Annotated in this window: 17 protein-coding genes and 1 pseudogene; 10 read left to right on the top strand and 8 right to left on the bottom strand. The window is 68.0% G+C overall.

Translation table 11 applies throughout. The annotated features are described in order from the left end of the window. Position 1: 1 nt before the first annotated feature. The 6 genes from hemF to rng all read left to right on the top strand — a co-directional run bounded on the left by hemF (position 2) and on the right by rng (position 5017). The gene (hemF, locus tag ACQ7JA_RS18290) at positions 2-913 is read left to right on the top strand and encodes an oxygen-dependent coproporphyrinogen oxidase (protein WP_430900294.1); all 912 of its coding nucleotides are present in this window, start codon (positions 2-4) and stop codon (positions 911-913) included. Then, positions 910-1581 carry a nicotinate (nicotinamide) nucleotide adenylyltransferase gene (gene nadD / locus ACQ7JA_RS18285; RefSeq protein ID WP_430900292.1) on the top strand — a complete coding sequence of 224 codons (672 nt, stop codon included), beginning with the start codon at positions 910-912 and terminating at the stop codon, positions 1579-1581. Before hemF ends, nadD begins: the two co-directional genes overlap by 4 nt. After that, positions 1581-2255 (top strand): ribosome silencing factor, encoded by a 675-nt coding sequence (gene rsfS / locus ACQ7JA_RS18280; protein ID WP_430900290.1) that lies wholly within the window; start codon positions 1581-1583, stop codon positions 2253-2255. Before nadD ends, rsfS begins: the two co-directional genes overlap by 1 nt. 7 nt (positions 2256-2262) lie before the next feature. Next, complete coding sequence (gene rlmH, locus ACQ7JA_RS18275; protein ID WP_258828278.1) at positions 2263-2733, top strand: 23S rRNA (pseudouridine(1915)-N(3))-methyltransferase RlmH; 471 nt, start codon at positions 2263-2265, stop codon at positions 2731-2733. A 17-nt stretch (positions 2734-2750) separates the two neighbouring features. After that, positions 2751-3371 carry a Maf family protein gene (locus tag ACQ7JA_RS18270; RefSeq protein ID WP_430900288.1) on the top strand — a complete coding sequence of 207 codons (621 nt, stop codon included), beginning with the start codon at positions 2751-2753 and terminating at the stop codon, positions 3369-3371. 182 nt (positions 3372-3553) lie between these two features. Beyond that, positions 3554-5017: a ribonuclease G gene (rng, locus tag ACQ7JA_RS18265; RefSeq protein WP_430900286.1), complete on the top strand. Its 1464-nt coding sequence runs from the start codon at positions 3554-3556 to the stop codon at positions 5015-5017. Between the two features lie 7 nt (positions 5018-5024). On the opposite strand, the gene ACQ7JA_RS18260 is transcribed toward rng, so the two are convergent. Next, positions 5025-7307 carry a heavy metal translocating P-type ATPase gene (locus ACQ7JA_RS18260; RefSeq protein WP_430900284.1) on the bottom strand — a complete coding sequence of 761 codons (2283 nt, stop codon included), beginning with the start codon at positions 7305-7307 and terminating at the stop codon, positions 5025-5027. Positions 7308-7362: 55 nt separating this feature from the next. On the opposite strand from ACQ7JA_RS18260, the gene ACQ7JA_RS18255 reads away from it, so the two are divergent. From ACQ7JA_RS18255 to ACQ7JA_RS18245, 3 genes and pseudogenes are all read left to right on the top strand, one after another. Continuing rightward, complete coding sequence (locus tag ACQ7JA_RS18255; RefSeq protein WP_430900282.1) at positions 7363-8406, top strand: cytochrome b/b6 domain-containing protein; 1044 nt, start codon at positions 7363-7365, stop codon at positions 8404-8406. A 119-nt stretch (positions 8407-8525) separates the two neighbouring features. After that, complete coding sequence (locus tag ACQ7JA_RS18250; protein WP_430900280.1) at positions 8526-10028, top strand: CHAD domain-containing protein; 1503 nt, start codon at positions 8526-8528, stop codon at positions 10026-10028. Then, positions 10025-10186: pseudogene (locus ACQ7JA_RS18245) on the top strand (N-methyl-D-aspartate receptor NMDAR2C subunit); the annotation flags it as partial. The gene ACQ7JA_RS18250 and the pseudogene ACQ7JA_RS18245, both read left to right, overlap by 4 nt. A gap of 166 nt (positions 10187-10352) precedes the next feature. Here ACQ7JA_RS18245 and ACQ7JA_RS18240 read toward each other — a convergent pair. After that, positions 10353-11291 carry a LysR family transcriptional regulator gene (locus ACQ7JA_RS18240; RefSeq protein WP_430900278.1) on the bottom strand — a complete coding sequence of 313 codons (939 nt, stop codon included), beginning with the start codon at positions 11289-11291 and terminating at the stop codon, positions 10353-10355. A gap of 90 nt (positions 11292-11381) precedes the next feature. Here ACQ7JA_RS18240 and ACQ7JA_RS18235 point away from each other — a divergent pair, with 90 nt between their 5' ends. Next, complete coding sequence (locus ACQ7JA_RS18235; protein ID WP_430900276.1) at positions 11382-12530, top strand: MFS transporter; 1149 nt, start codon at positions 11382-11384, stop codon at positions 12528-12530. On the opposite strand, the gene ACQ7JA_RS18230 is transcribed toward ACQ7JA_RS18235, so the two are convergent. Genes ACQ7JA_RS18230 through ACQ7JA_RS18205 form a run of 6 tightly spaced genes read right to left on the bottom strand, consistent with a single transcriptional unit; the run spans position 12484 to position 20044 of the window. After that, complete coding sequence (locus ACQ7JA_RS18230; RefSeq protein WP_430900274.1) at positions 12484-13290, bottom strand: extracellular solute-binding protein; 807 nt, start codon at positions 13288-13290, stop codon at positions 12484-12486. The two genes, ACQ7JA_RS18235 and ACQ7JA_RS18230, sit on opposite strands and share 47 nt — an antisense overlap. A gap of 23 nt (positions 13291-13313) precedes the next feature. Further along, positions 13314-13940, bottom strand: a complete 627-nt coding sequence (locus tag ACQ7JA_RS18225; protein ID WP_430900437.1) for an energy-coupling factor ABC transporter ATP-binding protein — start codon at positions 13938-13940, stop codon at positions 13314-13316. A gap of 20 nt (positions 13941-13960) precedes the next feature. Then, a complete protein-coding gene (locus tag ACQ7JA_RS18220; RefSeq protein ID WP_430900272.1) occupies positions 13961-14668 on the bottom strand; it encodes an ABC transporter permease in 708 nt (235 codons plus the stop codon). Then, the gene (locus ACQ7JA_RS18215) at positions 14668-15546 is read right to left on the bottom strand and encodes a formate dehydrogenase accessory sulfurtransferase FdhD (RefSeq protein ID WP_430900270.1); all 879 of its coding nucleotides are present in this window, start codon (positions 15544-15546) and stop codon (positions 14668-14670) included. Before ACQ7JA_RS18215 ends, ACQ7JA_RS18220 begins: the two co-directional genes overlap by 1 nt. Next, complete coding sequence (gene fdhF, locus ACQ7JA_RS18210; RefSeq protein WP_430900268.1) at positions 15543-18344, bottom strand: formate dehydrogenase subunit alpha; 2802 nt, start codon at positions 18342-18344, stop codon at positions 15543-15545. Before fdhF ends, ACQ7JA_RS18215 begins: the two co-directional genes overlap by 4 nt. Further along, entirely contained in the window at positions 18341-20044 is a 1704-nt protein-coding gene (locus ACQ7JA_RS18205) for an NADH-ubiquinone oxidoreductase-F iron-sulfur binding region domain-containing protein (protein ID WP_430900266.1), read from the bottom strand. The genes fdhF and ACQ7JA_RS18205 overlap by 4 nt, the downstream gene beginning before the upstream one ends. Positions 20045-20192: the final 148 nt, after the last annotated feature.

The following is a 20192-nucleotide window of genomic DNA, read 5'->3' as shown; positions in this document are numbered from 1 at the left end:
CATGAGCACTCCCAACCCTTCCGCCATCAAGGCCTGGCTGCTCGACCTCCAGTCGCGCATCGTGCAGGCCCTCGAAGAAGTCGACGGCAAGCCCTTCCTGGTCGATACCTGGGAACGCCCGGAAGGCGGTGGCGGTATCTCGCGGCTGATCGAGGAAGGCAATGTGTTCGAGCGCGGCGGCGTGAACTTCTCGCACGTGACCGGTTCCAGCCTGCCGCCTTCGGCGATGGCCGCGCGCCCGGAACTGGCGGGCCGTGCCTGGGAAGCCATGGGCGTGTCGCTGGTGCTGCACCCGCGGAACCCCTACGCGCCGACCGTGCACATGAACGTGCGCTTCTTCGAGGCCACGGCGGAGGGCAAGGAGCCGGTCTGGTGGTTCGGCGGCGGCATGGACCTGACGCCCTATTACGGCAACCGGGACGACGCGCGGCACTTCCATAGGGTCTGCCACGACGCCCTGGCGCCCTACGGAGACGACCTGCACCCGCGCTTCAAGAAGTGGTGCGACGAATACTTCTACCTGAAGCACCGCAAGGAAGCGCGCGGCGTGGGCGGCATCTTCTTCGACGACTTCAACGAGCTCGGGTTCGATGCGTCCTTCGCGCTGGTGCAGGGGGTCGGCAACGGCTTCCTCGATGCCTACCTGCCGATCGTGAAGGCGCGCAAGGACCAGCCCTACGGCGAGCGCGAACGCGACTTCCAGGCCTACCGGCGCGGCCGCTATGTCGAGTTCAACCTGGTGTGGGACCGCGGCACCCTGTTCGGCCTGCAGTCGGGCGGACGGACCGAAGCGATCCTGATGTCGATGCCGCCGGTCGTGAAATGGCGCTACGACTGGCACCCGGAACCGGGCAGCCCTGAAGCGGCGCTGTATGCCGACTTCCTCCCGCACCGGGACTGGCTCGCCTCGTGACCCGCTGCATTGCCCTGCTGGGTGGGAGCTTCGACCCGGTACACCACGGCCACGTCGCGCTGGCCGCGCTGTTTGCCGGTCTCCTGCAGCCGGACGAGCTGCGCATCCTGCCGGCCCTGCCCTGGCAGAAGGCGAGCCTGCAGGCCAGCAATGACGATCGCATCCGCATGCTGGAACTGGCCTTCGCGGGCCAGCCTTTCGAAGCCGTGATCGATACCCGGGAAATCGACCGCGGCACCCCGACCTACACGGTCGAGACCCTGCGCGGCCTGCGCGAAGAACTGGGCGATGCAGCCTCGATCGTCTTCCTGATGGGAGCCGACCAGCTGCAGAAGCTCGACACCTGGCGCGACTGGCAGGACCTCTTCACCTTGTGCAACCTGGGTGTGGCGGCGCGTCCCGGCTACGCCCTGGATCAGGACCAATTGCCGCCCGCGGTGGCGCAAGCACTCGCAGGGCGGCTGGCGGCGCCCGCGGAAGTGCGCGCCAGCTCGCAGGGCAAGGTATGCTTGGCACATACACTGGCGGTAGATATTTCCGCCACCCAAATTAGAAATAGCCTCGGCAAGGAACCGGCTACCTGCGCGGACCAGGGTATGGACCTTGGCGCGCTCGTTCCACGCGGAGTGCTAGACTATATTCAACAACATAACTTATATAAAAGCTAATGGATATCAAGAAACTGCAGACCCTCGTCGTTGACGCCCTCGAAGACGTCAAGGGCCAGGAAATCGTCCTGTTCGACACGACGCACCTGACCAGCCTGTTCGATCGCATCGCGGTCGTCTCGGGTACCTCGAACCGCCAGACCAAGGCGCTGGCCGCTTCGGTGCGCGACAAGGTCAAGGCCGCAGGCGGCGACGTGGTCGGCATGGAAGGCGAAGACACCGGCGAATGGGTGCTGGTCGACCTGGGCGACATGATCGTCCACATCATGCAGCCGGCCATCCGCCAGTACTACCGCCTGGAAGAGATCTGGGGCGACAAGCCGGTCAAGCTGGGCGCGGCCAAGCGCAAGTCGACGCCGGAAGCGGCGGAGGCCGCCGAGTCGAAGGTCAAGTCGAAGCACCTGGCCGCCAACAAGGACGAGCCGGAAGCCCAGCCGGTCAAGGAGCGCAAGCCGGCGGCCAGGAAGTCTGCCACCGCGACCACCGCCGCCAAGAAACCGGCCGCCAAGAAGGTCCCAACCGGCAAGACCGTGAAGGTCGCGCCGAGCAAGAGCGAAGTGGCCGCCGTCGAGGCGACCAAGGCCAAGCCGCCGAAGCGCGCTCCGAAAGCGGCGCCTGCGGACGCCGAGCCGGTAAAGAAAGTGATCCGCCGCGTGAAGAAGGCTGCCGAGTAAACCCTTCATGCAGCTGATCATTGCCGCAGTCGGGCACAAGATGCCGGCCTGGATCGAGTCCGGCTTCGGCGAGTACACCAAGCGCATGCCGCCCGAGCTGCGCATCGTGCTCAAGGAAATCAAGCCGGTCGAGCGCTCCGGCAGCAAGACCGCCGCCACCGCCATGGCGCTCGAGCGCGAGCGCATCGAGGCCGTGCTGCCGAAAGGCGTGCGCATCATCGCGCTGGACGAGCGCGGCAAGGACCTGACCAGCGTCGGGCTGTCGCAGATGCTCGAATCCTGGCAGCAGGACGGGCGCGACACCGCCTTCCTGATCGGCGGCGCGGACGGCCTCGACCCGGCACTGAAAGCCAGGGCCGAGGGCATGATCCGCATCTCGAGCATGACGCTGCCGCACGGAATCGTGCGCGTCATGCTTGCGGAACAGTTGTACCGTGCCTGGTCGATCACCCAGAACCACCCGTACCATCGCGTCTGAACCGGCGCCTGCGCTCAATGAAACTCACCGACAAGAAAATCTACCTCGCCTCCAAGAGCCCGCGCAGGCGCGAGCTGCTGCGCCAGGTCGGCGTCGACTTCGAACTGCTGATGCTGCGCAGCGACCCGGCGCGCGGCGCCCCTGACGTGAGCGAAGACGTGCTGCCGGGCGAAGACCCGCACGTCTACGTCGCCCGGGTGGCAAAGGAAAAAGGCGCCTTCGCCTGGAACATCCTGCAGCAGCGCCGCCAGCCGCTGCGCCCGATCCTGACCGCCGACACCACCGTCACCATCGACGGCGAAATCCTCGGCAAGCCGGCCGACAAGCAGGAGGCGATCGCCATGCTCGAGCGCCTGTCGGGCCGCACCCACCAGGTGCTGACCTCGGTCGCCATCCACGCCGAGCGCGCGGCCGAGCAGATCACCCAGGTGTCCGATGTGCGCTTCGCAAAGCTCACGCCGGCCCAGATCGAGGCCTATTGCGCGACGACCGAGCCCTACGACAAGGCAGGCGGCTACGGCATCCAGGGCCTGGCGGCGCTGTTCGTCGAGCACATCGAAGGCAGCCATTCGGGCATCATGGGCCTGCCGCTGTTCGAGACCGCCAATCTCCTGCGCAAGGCCGGTTATCCCGTGTAGGGGTGATCTGGTCCAGTGGACCAGATCACGGTTCCCCGACCGCGCGTTCAAGCAGCCCGGGCATGGACGCGAACTGGTTTGCATAGGGGATTCGAACGCGCGGTCGGCATAGCCGACCACCCTACGAAAAACCGATTCCGACCGTGTATGATGTCGCTCTGAACAATACTGCGCGGCCGGCCATGAACGAAGACATCCTCATCAACATCACCCCGCAGGAAACGCGCGTCGCGCTAATCCTGCAGGGCGCGGTCCAGGAGCTGCACATCGAGCGCACCCTGACGCGCGGGTTGGCGGGGAATGTCTACCTCGGCAAGGTCGTACGCGTCCTGCCCGGCATGCAGTCGGCCTTCATCGACATCGGCCTGGAACGCGCGGCCTTCCTGCACGTCGCCGACATCTGGGAAGCGCGCAGCCACGAAGGCGCCAGCACCCCGCCCACCCCGATCGAGAAGCTGCTGTTCGACGGCCAGGTGCTGACCGTGCAGGTCATCAAGGACCCGATCGGCACCAAGGGCGCGCGCCTGTCGACCCAGATCTCGATCGCCGGCCGCATGCTGGTCTACCTGCCGCAGGACCAGCACATCGGCATCTCGCAGAAGATCGAGAAGGAAGCCGACCGCGAACTGCTGCGCACCCGCCTGGCGAACCTGCTCCCGAAGGACAGCAAGGGCGGCTTCATCGTGCGCACCCAGGCCGAGGAAGCATCGGATGCGGACCTGTCGGCCGACGTCGACTACCTGCGCAAGACCTGGGGCGCCATCGTCCAGGGCGCGCGCACCCGCCCGCCCACTTCCCTGCTCTACCAGGACCTGAACCTGGCCCAGCGCGTGCTGCGCGACTTCGTGCACGACGAGACCGCCACCATCCAGGTCGACTCGCGCGAGAACTTCAATATGCTGGTCGAGTTCGCGCAGGTCTACACCCCGAGCGTGCTCGCGCGCCTGACCCACTACACCGGCGAGCGTCCGCTGTTCGACCTCTACGGCGTCGAGGAAGAGATCCTGCGCGCCCTGGGCCGCCGGGTGGACCTGAAAAGCGGCGGCTACCTGATCGTCGACCAGACCGAGGCGATGACGACCATCGACGTCAATACCGGCGGCTACGTGGGGGGGCGCAACTTCGCCGACACGATTTTCAAGACCAACCTGGAAGCCGCGCACGCGATCGCGCGCCAGCTGCGCCTGCGCAACCTGGGCGGCATCATCATCCTCGACTTCATCGACATGGAGAACAACGAGCACCGCAACGCCGTGCTCGCGGAACTCAAGAAGACCCTGGCGCGCGACCGCACCAAGGTGTCGGTGAGCGGCTTCTCGGCCCTGGGCCTGGTGGAGATGACCCGCAAGCGCACCCGCGAGTCGCTGGCCCACATCCTGTGCGAACCCTGCCCGGCCTGCAGCGGCAAGGGGCAGGTGAAGACCTCGCGCACGATCTGCTACGAGATCCTGCGCGAGCTGCTGCGCGAAGCCAAGCAGTTCAATCCGCGCGAATTCCGCATCGTCGCCTCGCAGGAAGTGATCGACCTGTTCCTGGAAGAGGAATCGCAGCACCTGGCGATGCTGGGGGACTTCATCGGCAAGCGGATTTCCTTGCAGGTGGAGAAGGGTTACCACCAGGAGCAGTACGACGTGATCCTGATGTAGGGACGCGTCAGGCGGACAGGCCGTCGTAGAGTTCCTCTTCCTGGGCGAAGTGCATGCGCAGGATCGACTCGAGCGCGTACAGGGTACGGCGCAGCTCGATCCGGGACGCGCCGTCGTCGGCCGCGCCCAGCATGGCGTAGCGCTCGACGGCGCGGCCGAGCCGGAAGATCTCGCGATGGGTGCTGCTCATCGGGGCCATCGGGTCCTCCCCTCCCATCATGCGCGCCAGTCGGGGATACAGGGCGGCGTCGTCGCGCGACTCGTGCGGCAGCAGGTGCTCCTGCAGCGCGGCGTTGAGCTGGACGAGTTCATCGACCAATGCCGGCATCGGCATGTTGTCGGTCCTGTCCGCCAGCCAGGCGACGCGGTCGACCAGCGGCAGCAAGCGCGCATGTTCCTCCCTGAGCTTCCCGACCTCCTCCGGCCCCATGGTGCGGCCGGAGCGCGCCACGTCCAGCCGCAGCACGCGCAGCGCATTGAGGATCACGGCGACGTCGATCAGTTCCTGCAGCACGGCTCCGGCGACCGGCGGCAGGTAGCCGAATGCGGCGACGATCATGGCCACGATCGACAGGCCCATCCCCGCGGCCACGCTCTGGAGGGCGATCCTGCGCGTGCGCCTGGCGATCCGCACGGCGAAGGCGAGACGGTCCAGCCGGTCGACCAGCAGGACCACCTGGGCCGACTCGGCCGCCGCGGCGGCGCCACGCGCGCCCATCGCCACGCCGATGTCGGCGGCGGCGAGGGCCGGCGCATCGTTGATGCCGTCGCCCACCATCATCGTCACCCCGCCCGCCCGCGCGGCCGCGATGGCCTCCAGCTTCGACGCCGGCGTCTGGTCCGGCATGACGCTGTCGATGCCTAGCGACCTGGCGATCGTTTCGGCCACGTCGCCGCGGTCTCCGGTCAGCATGGCGATCCGCTTCACGCCACAGGCCTTGAGCAGCCGCAGCGCCCTGGGCGCATCCAGCCGCGCGGCATCGGCCATCTGCAATACGCCGCACAGCCTGCCGTCCACGGCCACGCAGACCACGGCGGAGCCGTCGTAGCCGGCCCGTTCCAGGATGCCGGTGGCCCAGGCGGGGCGGGGCGCATCGCCCGCCACGAAGGCGTAGCTGCCGACACGCACGTCCCTGTCCCCGACCCGGCCGCTCAATCCGGCGCCCGGCGCTTCGCTGACGCCGGCCGGGGTGTCCAGGCGCAGGCCGCGTTCGTGCGCCGCCTCCACCACGGCCTGCGCGATCGCGTGGCCCGACAGCTGCTCCAGCGAGGCGGCCAGGCCGAGCACCTGTTCCGGCCGCAGCGACGGGTCGGTCGCGCTCGCCGCCAGCCGCGCCCTGCCGCCGGTGAGGGTGCCCGTCTTGTCGAAGAAGATGGTCTCGACCTGGGCCATCTTCTCGAGCGCGGCGCCATGCTTGACCAGCACCCCGCGCTGGGCGCAGCGTGACATCGCGCTGACGATCGCGACCGGCACGGCCAGGATCAGCGGGCATGGGGTGGCGACCACGACCACGGCCAGGGCCCGGTTCGGATCCTCCGTCAGCAGCCAGGCGAGCCCCGCGGTTCCCAGGGCCAGCGGAACGAACAGCAGCGCATAGCGGTCGGCCAGCCGCGCCGCCGGCGCCTTCGATGCCTGCGCCGCCCGGACCAGGCGGATGATGCCGCTGAAGGTGCTGTTCTCGGCGGTGCTGGTGGCCAGCATGTCGAAGGCGTCTCCTGCGTTGACGACGCCGCTGCCGAGCGAGGCGCCGGCGCCATGGGCGACCGGCAGCGACTCGCCGGTCAGGCTCGACTCGTCGAGGATGGCGGGGCCGGACAGGGTACCGTCGACCGGCACCGTTTCGCCGGGCCGGACCAGCAAGCGGTCGCCCGGCGCCACCGCCGCCAGCGGCACCTGGACCACGGCCCCATCTTCATAGCGGTTGGCGTGCCGGGGCGCCCGGGCGAGCAGCGCGGACATCTCGTCGCGCGCGCGCCTTTCCGCGTAATCCTCCAGGGCCCGGCCGCTGGCGAACATCAGGGCGATCACGGCCGCCGCCAGGTTCTCGTCCAGCGCCAGTGCGCCGGCGATCGCGACGACGGCGATCAGGTCGAGCCCGAGCTGCCTGCGCCACAGGGCGACGGCGGCGTCGGCCAGCACGGCGACCAGGACGACGCCCGCCCCCACCGCCCAGGCCCAGCCGGCTGTGCGGCCGTCGCCGATGAGGAACAGCACGCCGCCGGCCGCCAGCATCGCGCCGGCGAACGTCATCAGGAGCAGATTGCTCTGGCTGTTCTGCAACTTCATCATGGATTCATCTTCCTGTTCGACGATCCACTGCATGTGACACCAACCGGGGACCAACATGACTGCAAGACAGCTTTTCCACCCGCAACAAACCGAGACGGCGACGCCGCGCCGCAGGATCCTCGTGTGGGACGCGCCGGTCCGCGTGTTCCACTGGCTGATGGTACTCGCATTTGCCGGCGCCTGGCTGACCGCGGAACAAGACGGCTGGCGCCCGCTCCACATTACCCTCGGCTACACGATGGCGGGACTGGTCGGCTTTCGCCTCGCCTGGGGCCTGGTGGGCACGCGCTACGCGCGCTTCTCGGAGTTCGTCCACGGGGTCGGCAGCGTCCGGCGCTATTTCCGCGCACTCTGGCGTGGGCAGCCGGAGCATTACACCGGCCACAATCCGGCCGGGGCCATCGCCATCGTGCTCATGCTGCTCCTGACCGTCGCGATCGCCGCCTCGGGCTGGGCCACGGAACGCGGCATCGGCGGCGATGCCATGGAAGAAGCGCACGAAATCCTTGCCGCGCTGATGCTCGGCCTCGTTGGATTCCACGTGGCGGCGGTACTGGCCAGCAGCTGGCTTCATCGCGAGAATCTCATCGGGGCCATGATCGTCGGATGCAAGGCCGGGAAGCCCGAGGACGCGATTCCGACAACCCGGCGCGGCGTCGCGGCGCTGTTGCTGTTCGTCGTGCTGGGCTTCTGGTGGCTGCAATGGCAGCAGGCCCCGGCCGGCCCGACCAGCGGCGAGGTCGATCAGCTTTCCCTCGTTGTAGATGAAGGGATGCTCGGGACTGCCGGGAACGTTCAATGCCCCGACCACAACGCCGGACTCATTGATATCGCTGACGCGGCTGTTCGTGGTCGCAAACTGCTCGAGCTTGCCCTGGCTGTACAGGAAGGGGCGGTCATACCCGCTGCCGGCGACGTCGCCGCGGTCGTTGATGAGGGTGGGCGGACCGATGTCCCGGCTGGGCGTGAATTCCTGCATCCTCCCACAGCGCCAACAGGAAGGCGGACAGTCGATTGGCAAGCATGGCGTCCTCCAGGGGGATGTGGGCTGCTATCTCGTCATCAAGATAGGCCGGAATGGCCCGTTCAATCAAGGTGAACACTGCGCTATCCCAGCAGCCAGGACCATGTCATCCCGATGTCACATGCGCGGAAGAATCCCGACAGCCCGTTGTAAGATGGCCTCGACAGAACGATGACACCGATGCGAGGACATCCATGGAAACCGAACTCAAGCTGAAAATCGCCGCGGCGGACGTGGCGCGCATGCGCGAGCATCCCCTGCTCGCGAACCTGGCCGAGGCCGACCGCCGCGAGCACGAACTCACCGACACCTATTACGACACCCCGGCGCTCGACCTATGGCGCGCCGGCCTCTCCCTGCGCGTGCGACGCGACGGCGATGCCTGGATCCAGACCGTCAAGACGGCGAGCGCTGGCGCGACCGCGCTGCACGAGCGCGGCGAATGGGAATCGCGCCTCGACGGGCCGCAACCCGATCCCGCCGACCTGGTCCGCCAGATCAAGCCGCAGCGGCTCAGCGACATCTTGCGTTCGCCGCAGATCACCGGGCAGCTCCAGCCGGTCTTCACCAGCACCACCCACCGCACGACATGGGACATCGGACTGCCCGGCGGCCAGCTGGTCGAGTGCGCCCTCGACAGCGGCAGTATCGACGCCGGGGGCCGCAGCGTGGATGTCGGCGAACTCGAGCTGGAACTCAAGCGCGGCAATCCGACCCGCCTGTTCGAGCTGGCGCTGGCGCTGCACCGGGACATACCGCTGGAAGTGGGGAACGATAGCAAAGCGGCGCGCGGCTATGCGCTGCTGCAGGACGAGGCGCCGGCGCCGGTCAAGGCGACGAAGGTGCGCCTGAAGCGCAAGATGCGCATGGAAGACGCGCTGCAGGCGATTGGCCTGAACTGCATGGCGCAGATCGAAGCCAACGTGCCGGGCGTGCTGGTGCAGGGTGTCGAAAGCCTGCACCAGATGCGGGTCGGCCTGCGCCGCCTGCGCGCCCTGCTCGATATGTATCGGAACCTGGCGCCGCTGCCGGCCGAACTCAGGAAAGGCCTGGACTGGCTCTCCGGCGAACTGGGCGCGACGCGCGACTGGGACGTGCTCGCCGGGACCACGCTGCCGGCGATCCACGGCATCCACACGGAGGCCTTGCAGGCGGCGGCAAAGGAACGTGCGCGCACCCTGCACAAGGCAATGCTGCCGACGCTGCACTCGCCACGCTACACCCAGCTCATGCTGCAGATGAACGGCTGGCTGCGCGGCCGCCAGTGGCGTCCGGCCTCCGGTCTGGCGAAAGAAGATCCGCTGGCCCAGCCGGCGCTGGACGGCCTGGTTCCCTTGATTCGCAAGGCCCAGAAGCGCCTGCGCAAGCGTATCGAGGTTCTCGACGAGCAGGACGCGCCGGCCCGCCACCGCGTACGCATTGCGGCCAAGAAGGCGCGCTACGCGGCGGGGTTCTTCGGCGACCTGCTGCCGGCGAAGGAAGTGAAGGCTTACGTCAAGTCGCTGTCCGCGCTACAGGATCGACTCGGCCACCTGAACGACCTGGCGGTCGCCGGCAAGCTGCTGCCGGTGCTGGAGAATAGCGGACATGCGCACGATGCTTCCTTTGCGCGCGGGTACGTGAGCGGGGCCTCGGATGCGTCCAGCTGCGGCCTGCGCAAAGCGCTCGGAAAGATCGCGCGCCTGAAGCTCATATGATGGATCCGCGGACGCAGGCAGGGTGGAACGACGCGTGGCGCGCACTTGGCGTCGCCGCGCCCGGTGGCCTGCACGCGCACCTGCTCGCGGCCTGGTCGGAACCGCAGCGGCACTACCACACGCTGCAACACCTTGGCGAATGCCTGGCCCTCGCCGAAGAGCTGCGTAACGTCGGTGTCAGGTCTGACATTGAGACACGAGCTCAGCTATATTTCGCAGTAACAGTCGAGCCTGTGTCCGAATGTCAGACCTGACACCTTGGGGTGCACCTCTAACCTCGGTGTCAGGTCTGACATTGAGACACGAGCTCAGCTATGTTTCGCATTAACAGCCGAGCTTGTGTCCAAATGTCAGACCTGACACCCGGGTTGTGGGTGAGGCGCAGGTTTCAAGCACCACGCCGCGCAGCCAGCGGTGGGCGGGGTCGGCGTCCATGCGCGGATGCCACAACAGCGATACCGTCAGCTGCGGCACCTCGACCGGCAGGTCGAAACTGTGCATCCCGTCGCGCAGGATGCCGGTCTGGCGTTCGGGCACGGTGGCGACCAGGTCGCTCGCACGCGCCAGGGCCAGCGCGGCTGCGAAGCTGCCGGTCGTGGCGGCGATGTTGCGCGCGGCGCCAAGTGCCTCCAGGGCCACGTCCACCGGCGCCTGCCCGCCGCCTTCTCGCGCCATCAGCACGTGAGCAGCCGCCAGGTAGCGCGCCAGCGTCATGCGCCCGCGCGTCAGGGGATGCCCCGCGCGCGCCACGCCGACGAAGCGGTCGCGAAACAGTGCGCGGGTGCGCACTTCCGGGCTGGCTTCCTTGCCGACGACACCCGTCTCGAGGTCCACCGTGCCGTCGCGCAGCAGCGTCGTTTCGCGATCCGTTTTCGGCATGAAGTGCAGGCGGACGCCGGGCGCTTCCCGGTTCACGCGTGCGAGCAGGGCCGCACCGGCATTCTCGACGAAGCCCTCGCGCGTGCGCAGCGTGAAGGTGCGGGTGAGCGTCGACAGGTCCGGCGCCGCCGCGGGACGCAGGGCGGCATGTGCTTCCTCCACCAGCCGGTGCACGGGTTCGCGCAATTCGAGCGCACGCGGGGTCGGCACCAGTCCCCGTCCGGCCCGCACCAGCAGCGGGTCGCCCGTGGTCTCGCGCAGGCGCGCCAGCGCGCGGCTCATGGCCGAGGCGCTCAGGCCCAGGCGCCGCGCGGCGCCGGCGACGCTGCCCTCGGTGAGCACGGCATCCAGGGTGATGAGCAGATTCAGGTCGGGGTGGTCCATGGGCCGATTCTAAACCATGGCGTTTCGTGCAGGTATTGATTGCAATCCATGCGTCTTCCGCCATGCCTCAAGGCGGCATAAGGTGGAGGCATGGACACCACCTCTTCTTCCCAACGCCTCACGCTCCCCGCCCTGTCGCTGTCGACCCTGCTGGGCGCGCTCGGCACCAGCATCGCCAACGTCGGCCTGCCGGCCCTGTCCGCGCACTTTGCCGCGCCCTACGCCCGCATCCAGTGGATCGTGCTGGCATACCTGGTCGCCAGCACGGCGATGGCGGTGGTGGCGGGCCGGCTCGGTGACCGCTACGGCCGGCGCCGCGTGCTGCTCGGCGGGATCGCCGTGTTCAGCATCGCATCAACGGGCTGCGCATTGGCCTCGTCGCTGCCCGTGCTGGTAGCGGCGCGGGCCTTGCAAGGCGCAGGCGCGGCCGCCATGCTGGTCCTGAGTCTGCCCTTCGCGGCAGATGCCGGCGGGCGCACGATCGGCTTGCTGGCCACTGTTTCCGCAGCCGGCACGACCCTCGGCCCCGCCATCGGCGGCGCCCTGCTGGCCGGCTTCGGCTGGCCAGCCCTGTTCCTGGCGCCCGCGCCGCTCGGCGTGCTCGCCTATGCCTGTGCATGGCGCGGCCTGCCGGCCGGGCGCAGCCAGGTAGTGCACAACGAAGCGGATACGCAAACGCCTTATGGCGCCCTGATCGGGATTGGATTGATGACGGCGGTCGTGATGGCCACCCTGGTGATCGGCCCCTTCCACCTCGCGCGCACCCTGGGATTGCGCGATGCGGCGCTCGGTCTGTCCATGGCTTGCGGACCGTTGGCCGCAGCCCTGGCCGGTGTGCCTGCTGGCCGCATGGTGGAGCGCCACGGCGCCGCTGCCGTCGGCCGCATCGGCCTGGCCTGCGCGGCGGCCGGCTGCACGCTGCTGGCGCTGCTTCCCGCGGCCTTGGGCGTGGGAGGCTACGTCCTCCCCTTGGTCCTGCTGACGAGTGGCTATGCCATATTCCAGACCGCGAACAACAGCGCCGTCATGACTGCCTGCGACGCAAGCCAGCGTGGGAGGGTATCGGGCCTGCTGACCCTGGCGCGCAACCTCGGCCTGCTGGGCGGCGCCTCCGCCATGGGCATGCTGTTCGCGGCGACCGGCATGCGCACGGCCTTCATGGCCTCCCTGTTACTCGTCGGCGCGGCGGGTCTTACCTGGCGGCGGACGGGAAGAACAGCTGCTCGCCGTCCGGCTTGAAGGCAGCGATCTTCGCCTGGCCTTCGCTCGACGTCATCCAGTCGATCAGCTGCCTGGCGCCCTTGTAGTTCACGCCCTTGTGCTTCGCCGGGTTGACCGCAATGATGCCGTAGGGGTTAACCATCCGTTTGTCGCCTTCGACCAGGATGGCCAGGCCCGTCCTGGCCTTGTAGGCGCCGTAGGTGGCGCGGTCGGTCAGGGTGTAGGCGCGCATCTCGGCCGCCATGTTCAGCACCTCGCCCATGCCCAGGCCTGCCGACACATAGCTGGCGCCGGCCGGCTTGGTTCCCGCCTGCTGCCAGTAGCCTTTCTCCATCACGTCGGTGCCGGAATTGTCGCCGCGCGAGATGAACCTGTTGCCGCTCGAAGCGATCTTCCGGAAGGCCGCGATCACGTCCTTGTTTCCCTTGATGCCAGCCGGGTCGTTTGCCGGACCGACGACGATGAAGTCGTTGTACATCACGTCGCGGCGGTCCACGCCCCAGCCATCAAGCACGAACTTGTCCTCGAGCTGGCGCGCATGCACCAGGGTGACGTCGACGTCGCCGTTCTTGCCCAGCTCGAGCGCCTTGCCGGTGCCGACCGAGATCACGCTGACCTTCATGCCGGTCTTCGCTTCGAAGGCCGGCAGCAGGTACTTGAGCAGGCCCGAGTTCTCGGTGCTGGTCGTGGTGGACAGGCGCAGCGTTTCTTGTGCCTGCGCCAGCGGGGCTGCCAGGGCAAGGCTGAGCAGCAGGGTAATGAAGGGTCGGCGTTGCATGGTTGTTCTCCTGGGTTTGGCAATCAACGGTATTCGAGGCGCCCATCGCGCAGCTTCAGGCGGTGGATGCCGGGAAGCCCGATCAGGTCGCGGTCGTGGCAGGCCATCACCACGCTGCCGCCTGCATCGAGCAGGGTGGGAATCAGGGACATCACCTGCTCACGGGCCGGGCCGTCCAGGTTGGCGGTCGGTTCGTCGAGCAGGAGCAGGCGCGGTTGCAGCACGCGCGCCCGGGCCAGCGCCACGCGTTGTTTCTCGCCGCCCGACAGGCGGGTCGGATCGGTGTCGCGCAGGTGGTCGACGCCGGCCCAGCGCATCGCCTCCTCGACCACGGGCGTGACGGCGGCGCGGCCTTCTCCGCGCGCAAGCAGGCCGTAGGCGATGTTATGGGAAACGCTGGTCGAGAACATGATCGGATGCTGGTGCACGAAAACGATGGCGCGCCGCAGGGCCGCCGGATACGGGTGCAGCGGCATGCTTTGTCCGTCGAATTCGACCGTGCAGGCCTCGCAACGTTCCAGGCCCGCGAGCATGCGCAGCAAGGTCGACTTGCCGGCGCCGTTGACGCCGGTCAGGACATAACCGGTGGCCGCCTCGATGCACAAGAGGTCGATGTCGAACAGCAGGCGCTCCCCGTGGCGCTTGCGCATGCCGTGGATGCTCAGGAGGCTCACATCCGCCCCCCTGCCGTATTCGCCTCGCCCTGCAGCAGCACCAGCACCCCGTTCATCACGAGCGCCAGCGTCACCAGCACGATGCCGAGCGCAATGCCCTGCGCGAACTCGCCCTTGCTGGTCTCCAGCGCGATCGCGGTGGTGATGGTGCGGGTCTGCCCTTCGATATTCCCGCCCACCATGAGCGCGCAGCCGACTTCCGAGATCACGCGCCCGAAGCCGCTGATCACGGCGGCCATCACGCCATAGCGCGCCTCGTGCAGCACCGTCGTCATCACGCGCCAGCGCGAGGCGCCGTGGGCGACCGCCGTCTCCGCATAGCGCGGATCGAGCGCCTGCACGGCGGCCAGCGTAAACGCCAGCAGCACCGGCAGGCCGATCACCATCTGGCCGAGGATCACGCCCTGCTGCGAGAACAGCCATTCGAGGCCGCCCATCGGTCCGCGGCGCGAAAGCAGCAGGTAGAGCAGGAGGCCGATGAGCACCGTCGGCAAGGACAGCGCGGCCTGGGCGATCCAGACGGCGATGCGCCGCCCCGGGAAGCGGTGCATGGCGATGACATAACCGAGGAAGACCGCCGGCGGCGCGGCCAGCAGCAGGCCCAGGATGCTGGTCTTGAGCGACACCCAGACGATGTGCCACAGCGCGGCGTCGCCCGAGAACAGCAGCCGGAAAGCGTGCGCGATGGCCTCTGACAGCGACATCAGGCCAGCCGGGCAGCCCGGGGAGCGTTGAGCGGTTCCAGCAGCTCGGGCTCGAACACCAGACGCGCTGAGCCGGCCAGCAGCAGGAAGTGCTTGCCCGAACAGCGCGCCAGCAGCGACATGCCGACCTTTTCGGCCACCATATGGCCCATCTGCGTGGTGCCGGAACGCGAGAGCAGGAAGGGAATCCCCATTTGCGCGCCCTTGATGACCATTTCGGAGGTCAGGCGTCCGGTGGTGTAGAAGACCTTGTCGGCGCCTTCCACGGCGTCCAGCCACATCAGGCCGGCGATCGCGTCCACCGCGTTGTGGCGGCCGACGTCCTCGACGAAGTACAGCAGCTCGCCACCGTGCGAGAACAGCGCGCAGCCGTGCACCGAGCCGGCCTGCTTGTAGATCGACTGCTGGGTGCGGATGGTGTCGACGATGCGGTAGACGACCGATTGCTGCAGGCGGGCTTCCTTCGGCAGCGCGATCTGGTCGACCTCGTCCATCAGCCCGCCGAACACCGAGCCCTGGCCGCAGCCGGTGGTGACCACCTTCTTCGCGGTGCGCTCCTCGACGTCGAGGATGCCGTTGCGGGTCACCACCGCCACCGCATCGACCGACCAGTCGACCTGGATCGACACGATGTCTTCCAATGTGCGCACCAGGCGCTGGTTGCGCAGGTAGCCCAGCACCAGGGCTTCCGGCGCCCCGCCCAGGGTCATCAGGGTGACGATCTCGCGCTTGTCCACGTAGACCGTGAGCGGGCGCTCGGCGGGAATGGCGATGAGGGACGGACGGCCACGCTCGTCCAGCGCGCTCACCTCGTGCGTGAGGCGGGCGCTGGCCTGGGACAGTTCAGGGCGGTAGCGTGGCGGTTCCTGGTGGTTCATGTTGCCAATTGTGCCATGCTGGCCAGGATTTGGCCGCCACCGTAGCTGCCCTGCGGTGCGACCTCCCCGCCCGGCGTCACCTTGATCGCGCAATACTTGAATTCCGGGATCTTGCCGAAGGGGTCGAGCGCCGCATTGGTGAGGCGGTTGATGGCCGCTTCGTAATAACAGAAGGGCACGAAGATTGCCCCCACCGGCGAGCTGTCATCCGCGCGTGCATACAGCACCACTTCGCCGCGGCGCGAGGCGATGGTGATCGCGTCGCCCGGCTTGACCCCCATGCGTTCCATGTCGAGCGGGTGCACCAGCGCCACCGGATCGGGTTCGATCGCGTCCAACACCGTGGCGCGGCGCGTCATGCTGCCCGTATGCCAGTGCTCCAGCTGGCGCCCCGTGATCAGCACCATCGGATACTCGTCATCGGGCCGCTCGTCGGCCGGGATGATGTCGGCCGGGACGAAGCGCGCCCTGCCGCCCTCGCGCGGGAACAGTTCGGTGAACACCACCGGCTGGCCGACGTCGCCCTCGTTCATGCACGGGTAGACCACGGCGCCGTTTCTCTCAAGGCGCTCCCAGGTGATGCCGCCGATGCTGGCCATGGTGCGGCGCATCTCGTCGAACACTTCCGATACATGACCGTAATTCCAGGGCAGGCCGAGACGGTTTGCCATCTGCTGGATGATCCACAGGTCCTGCTTCGCCTCGCCCGGCGGATCGATGGCCTGGCGGCCCAGCTGCACCAGGCGGTCGGTATTGGTGAAGGTGCCGGTCTTCTCGGGGAAGCTTGACGCCGGCAGGATCACGTCGGCGAGATACGCCGTCTCGGTCAGGAAGATGTCCTGCACCACAAGGTGTTCGAGCGCGGCCAGCGCGGCGCGCGCGTGGTTGGCGTCGGGGTCGGACATGGCCGGGTTCTCGCCCATGATGTACATGCCGCGCACCTGGCCGGCATTGATCGCGTCCATGATCTCGACCACGGTGAGGCCCGGCTTCGGATCGAGGGTGGCGCCCCAGGCCTGCTCGAAGCGCGCCCGCGCGGCCGGATTGTCGACGCGCTGGTAGTCCGGCAGCATCATCGGAATCAGGCCGGCATCCGAGGCGCCCTGCACATTGTTCTGGCCGCGCAGTGGATGCAGGCCGGTGCCGGGGCGGCCGATCTGCCCCGTCATCAGGCTGAGCGCGATCAGGCAGCGTGCGTTATCCGTGCCGTGCACGTGCTGCGACACGCCCATGCCCCACAGGATCATCGAGCCCTGCGAGGTGGCGTAGAGGCGCGCCACGTAGCGGATGGTCTCGGCGTCGATGCCGCAGATCGGCGCCATCGCTTCGGGGCTGTAGTCGGCCACATTGGCTTCCAGCTCGGCGTAGCCGATGGTGCGGCTGGCGATGAAGGCTTCGTCCACCAGTTTTTCGGTGACGATCACGTGCATCATCGCATTCAGCAGGGCGACGTCGGTGTCCGGCTTGAACTGGAGGAAGCGGTGGGCATGGCGCGCCAGCTCGGAGCGGCGCGGGTCCATCACGATCAGCTTCGCGCCCGTCCTGACGGCGTTCTTGATCCAGGTTGCCGCCACCGGATGGTTGACGGTCGGGTTGGCGCCGATGATCACGATCACCTCGGCGCGCGTCACGTCCATCACCGGGTTCGACACCGCGCCCGAGCCGATCCCTTCCAGCAGGGCCGACACCGAGGACGCGTGGCACAGGCGCGTGCAATGGTCGACGTTATTCGTGCGGAAGCCCGTGCGCACCAGCTTCTGGAACAGGTAGGCTTCCTCGTTGCTTCCCTTGGCCGAGCCGAAGCCGGCCAGGGCCGCGCCGCCGTGCTGGTCGCGGATCCGCGCCAGCTTGCCGCCGGCCAGTTCCAATGCCTCTTCCCAGCTCGCTTCGCGGAACACGTCCAGCACCCGGTCCGGGTCCATGGTGAAGTCGCCGCTTTTCGGCATGCCTTCGCGGCGGATCAGCGGCTTCGTCAACCGGTGCGGGTGGTGGGCGTAGTCGAAGCCGTAGCGGCCCTTCACGCACAGGCGGCCCAGGTTGGCCGGACCCTGGCGGCCCTCGACGTAGAGGATCTTGTTGTCCTTGACGTTGTAGGTCAGCTGGCAGCCGACGCCACAATAGGGGCAGACCGAATCGACCTGCTTGTCCGGAATGTTCAGCGCCACGCCGCGCGCCGGCATCAGGGCCCCGGTCGGGCAGGCCTGTACGCATTCGCCGCAGGCCACGCAAGTCGACGCTCCCATGGGGTCGTCCTGGTCGAACACGATCTTCGCACCCTCGCCACGGAAGGCCAGGCCGATCACGTCGTTGACCTGCTCGTCGCGGCAGGCGCGCACGCAGCGGGTGCACTGGATGCAGGCATCCAGGTTGACAGTGATGGCGGCATGGGTCGCATCCATCTGCGGCTGCACCCGGGTGGCGGCGAAGCGCGGCTTGCCGACGCCGAGTTTATCGGCCCACAGGTCGACCTCGTTCTTGCGGGTGTATTCCGCTTCCGGCATATCGGACAGCAGCAGTTCCAGCACCATCTTCTGGGCGCTGACAGCGCGCGGGCTGTCGGTCTTGACCTTCATGCCGGCGGACGGGTGGCGGCAGCAGGAAGGCGCCAGCACGCGCTCGCCGTCGATCTCCACCATGCAGGAGCGGCAGTTGCCGACCGCCTCGAAACCCTCCTTGTAGCACAGGCGCGGCACCTCGATGCCTTCGCGCGCGGCGACTTCGATCAGGGTTTCGTGCGCCAGGGCCTGGACTTCACGGCCGTTCAGTTCAAAAGTGACGACTGGGGTAGGAGCGTTCATGGCTGCCCTAACTCATGTGGAAAATATTTGATCACGCAATCGACCGGGTTCGGCGCGGCCTGTCCCAGGCCGCAGATCGAGGCGTCGCGCATCACCTGCGACAGCTCGCCCAGCAGCTGCGTGTCCCATTGCGGCCGGCCGATCAGGTCGAGCGCCTTGGCGGTGCCGTTGCGGCAGGGCGTGCACTGGCCGCAGGACTCGTCCTTGAAGAAGGCCATCGTGTTGCGCGCGGCGTCCACCGCGCTGTCGTGGTTCGACAGCACGACCACGGCCGCCGAGCCGATGAAGCAGCCGTGGGGCTGCAGGGTGTCGAAGTCGAGCGGGATGTCGCCCATGGAGGCCGGCAGGATGCCGCCCGAGGCGCCGCCCGGCAGGTAGGCGTAGAACGCGTGTCCTTCAGCCATGCCGCCGCAGTATTCATCGATCAGTTCGCGGATCGTGATGCCGGCGGGCGCCAGCTTCACGCCCGGCTCGCGCACCCGGCCCGACACCGAGAAGGAGCGCAGGCCGCGGCGGCCGTTGCGCCCGTGGCCGGCGAACCACTCGCCTCCCCGCTCCAGGATCTCGCGCACCCAGTACAGCGATTCGAAGTTGTGTTCCAGCGTGGGCCGGCCGAACAGGCCGACCTGGGCCACGTAGGGCGGGCGCAGGCGCGGCATGCCGCGCTTGCCCTCGATCGACTCGATCATGGCCGACTCTTCGCCGCAGATATAGGCGCCGGCGCCCCGGCGCAAGTGGATCGGCGGCATGCCGGGCACCGGCGGGTCACGGCGCAGCTTGTCCAGCTCCGCTTCCAGCATCGTGCGGCAGCCATGGTATTCGTCGCGCAGGTAGATGTAGATGGCCTCGATGCCGACCGCCCAGGCGGCGATCAGCATGCCTTCCAGGAAACGGTGCGGGTCGCGCTCGAGGTAGACGCGGTCCTTGAAGGTGCCGGGTTCGCCCTCGTCGATGTTGACGGCCATGAGGCGCGGGCCTGCTTCCGCCCGCACGATGCGCCACTTGCGGCCCAGCGGGAAGCCGGCGCCGCCCAGGCCGCGCAGGCCGGAGCTTTCCATCGTGGCGATCACGCTTTCGACGTCGCGGCAGCCGTCGAGGCAGTCGCGCAGCAGCGCGTAGCCCTTGGTGTCGCGGTAGGCCGCGTAGTCGATGTGGGTGGTGACGGCATCGCTCACCTGCCCCGTGGCGACCTTCTCGAGCACGGTCTCGAGCGTCGCCTGCGGCACCGCATGCTGTCCCACCACCGCCGCGGGCGCCTGTTCGCAGCGGCCGACGCAGGGGGCTGCCAAGACGCGCACCTCGCGCCCGAGCAGCGCAGGCAGCTTGTCCAGCAGCGCGCGCGCGCCCGCCATCTCGCAGGACAGGCCGGCGCAGACGCGCACCGTGAGCGCGGCGGGGGCGGCCTCGCCCTCCTTCACCACGTCGAAATGGTGGTAGAAGGTGGCGACTTCAAAGACCTCGGCCTGGGCCAGGCGCATCTCTTGCGCGAGCGCGGCCAGGTGCTGGCTGCTCAGGCAGCCGAAGCGGTCCTGGATCTTGTGCAGGTGCTCGATCAGGAGGTCGGGCTGGCGCGACTCGAGGCCGAGCAGGCCCTGCACTTCGAGCAGGGCCTGCGGGTCGACGCGGCGGCCTTTCGGGGCTTCGCGCTTGCGCTGGCGGCTGGCGCCGGCGGGTGCGATCGGGATGATGGGGTGGTTCATGGTGTCGTCCCTGGTTGTTCTGTGTAGCGTAACTCTTTATTGGTGCGGTGTGGCTGTTCAACTACCGGTTGGACGCGTGGTCAAGGGATTGCCCACCTACGTAGGGTGGGCGGTCCTCCGCCCACGCGTTCAACTGACATGTGCAAAC

Origin of the sequence: Massilia sp. BKSP1R2A-1, from assembly GCF_050586525.1 — a bacterium.
In the GTDB taxonomy this organism is placed as follows: domain Bacteria; phylum Pseudomonadota; class Gammaproteobacteria; order Burkholderiales; family Burkholderiaceae_D; genus Telluria.
Note: the sequence above shows the minus strand (reverse complement) of the source record. Positions and strands in the feature narration are given on the sequence as shown.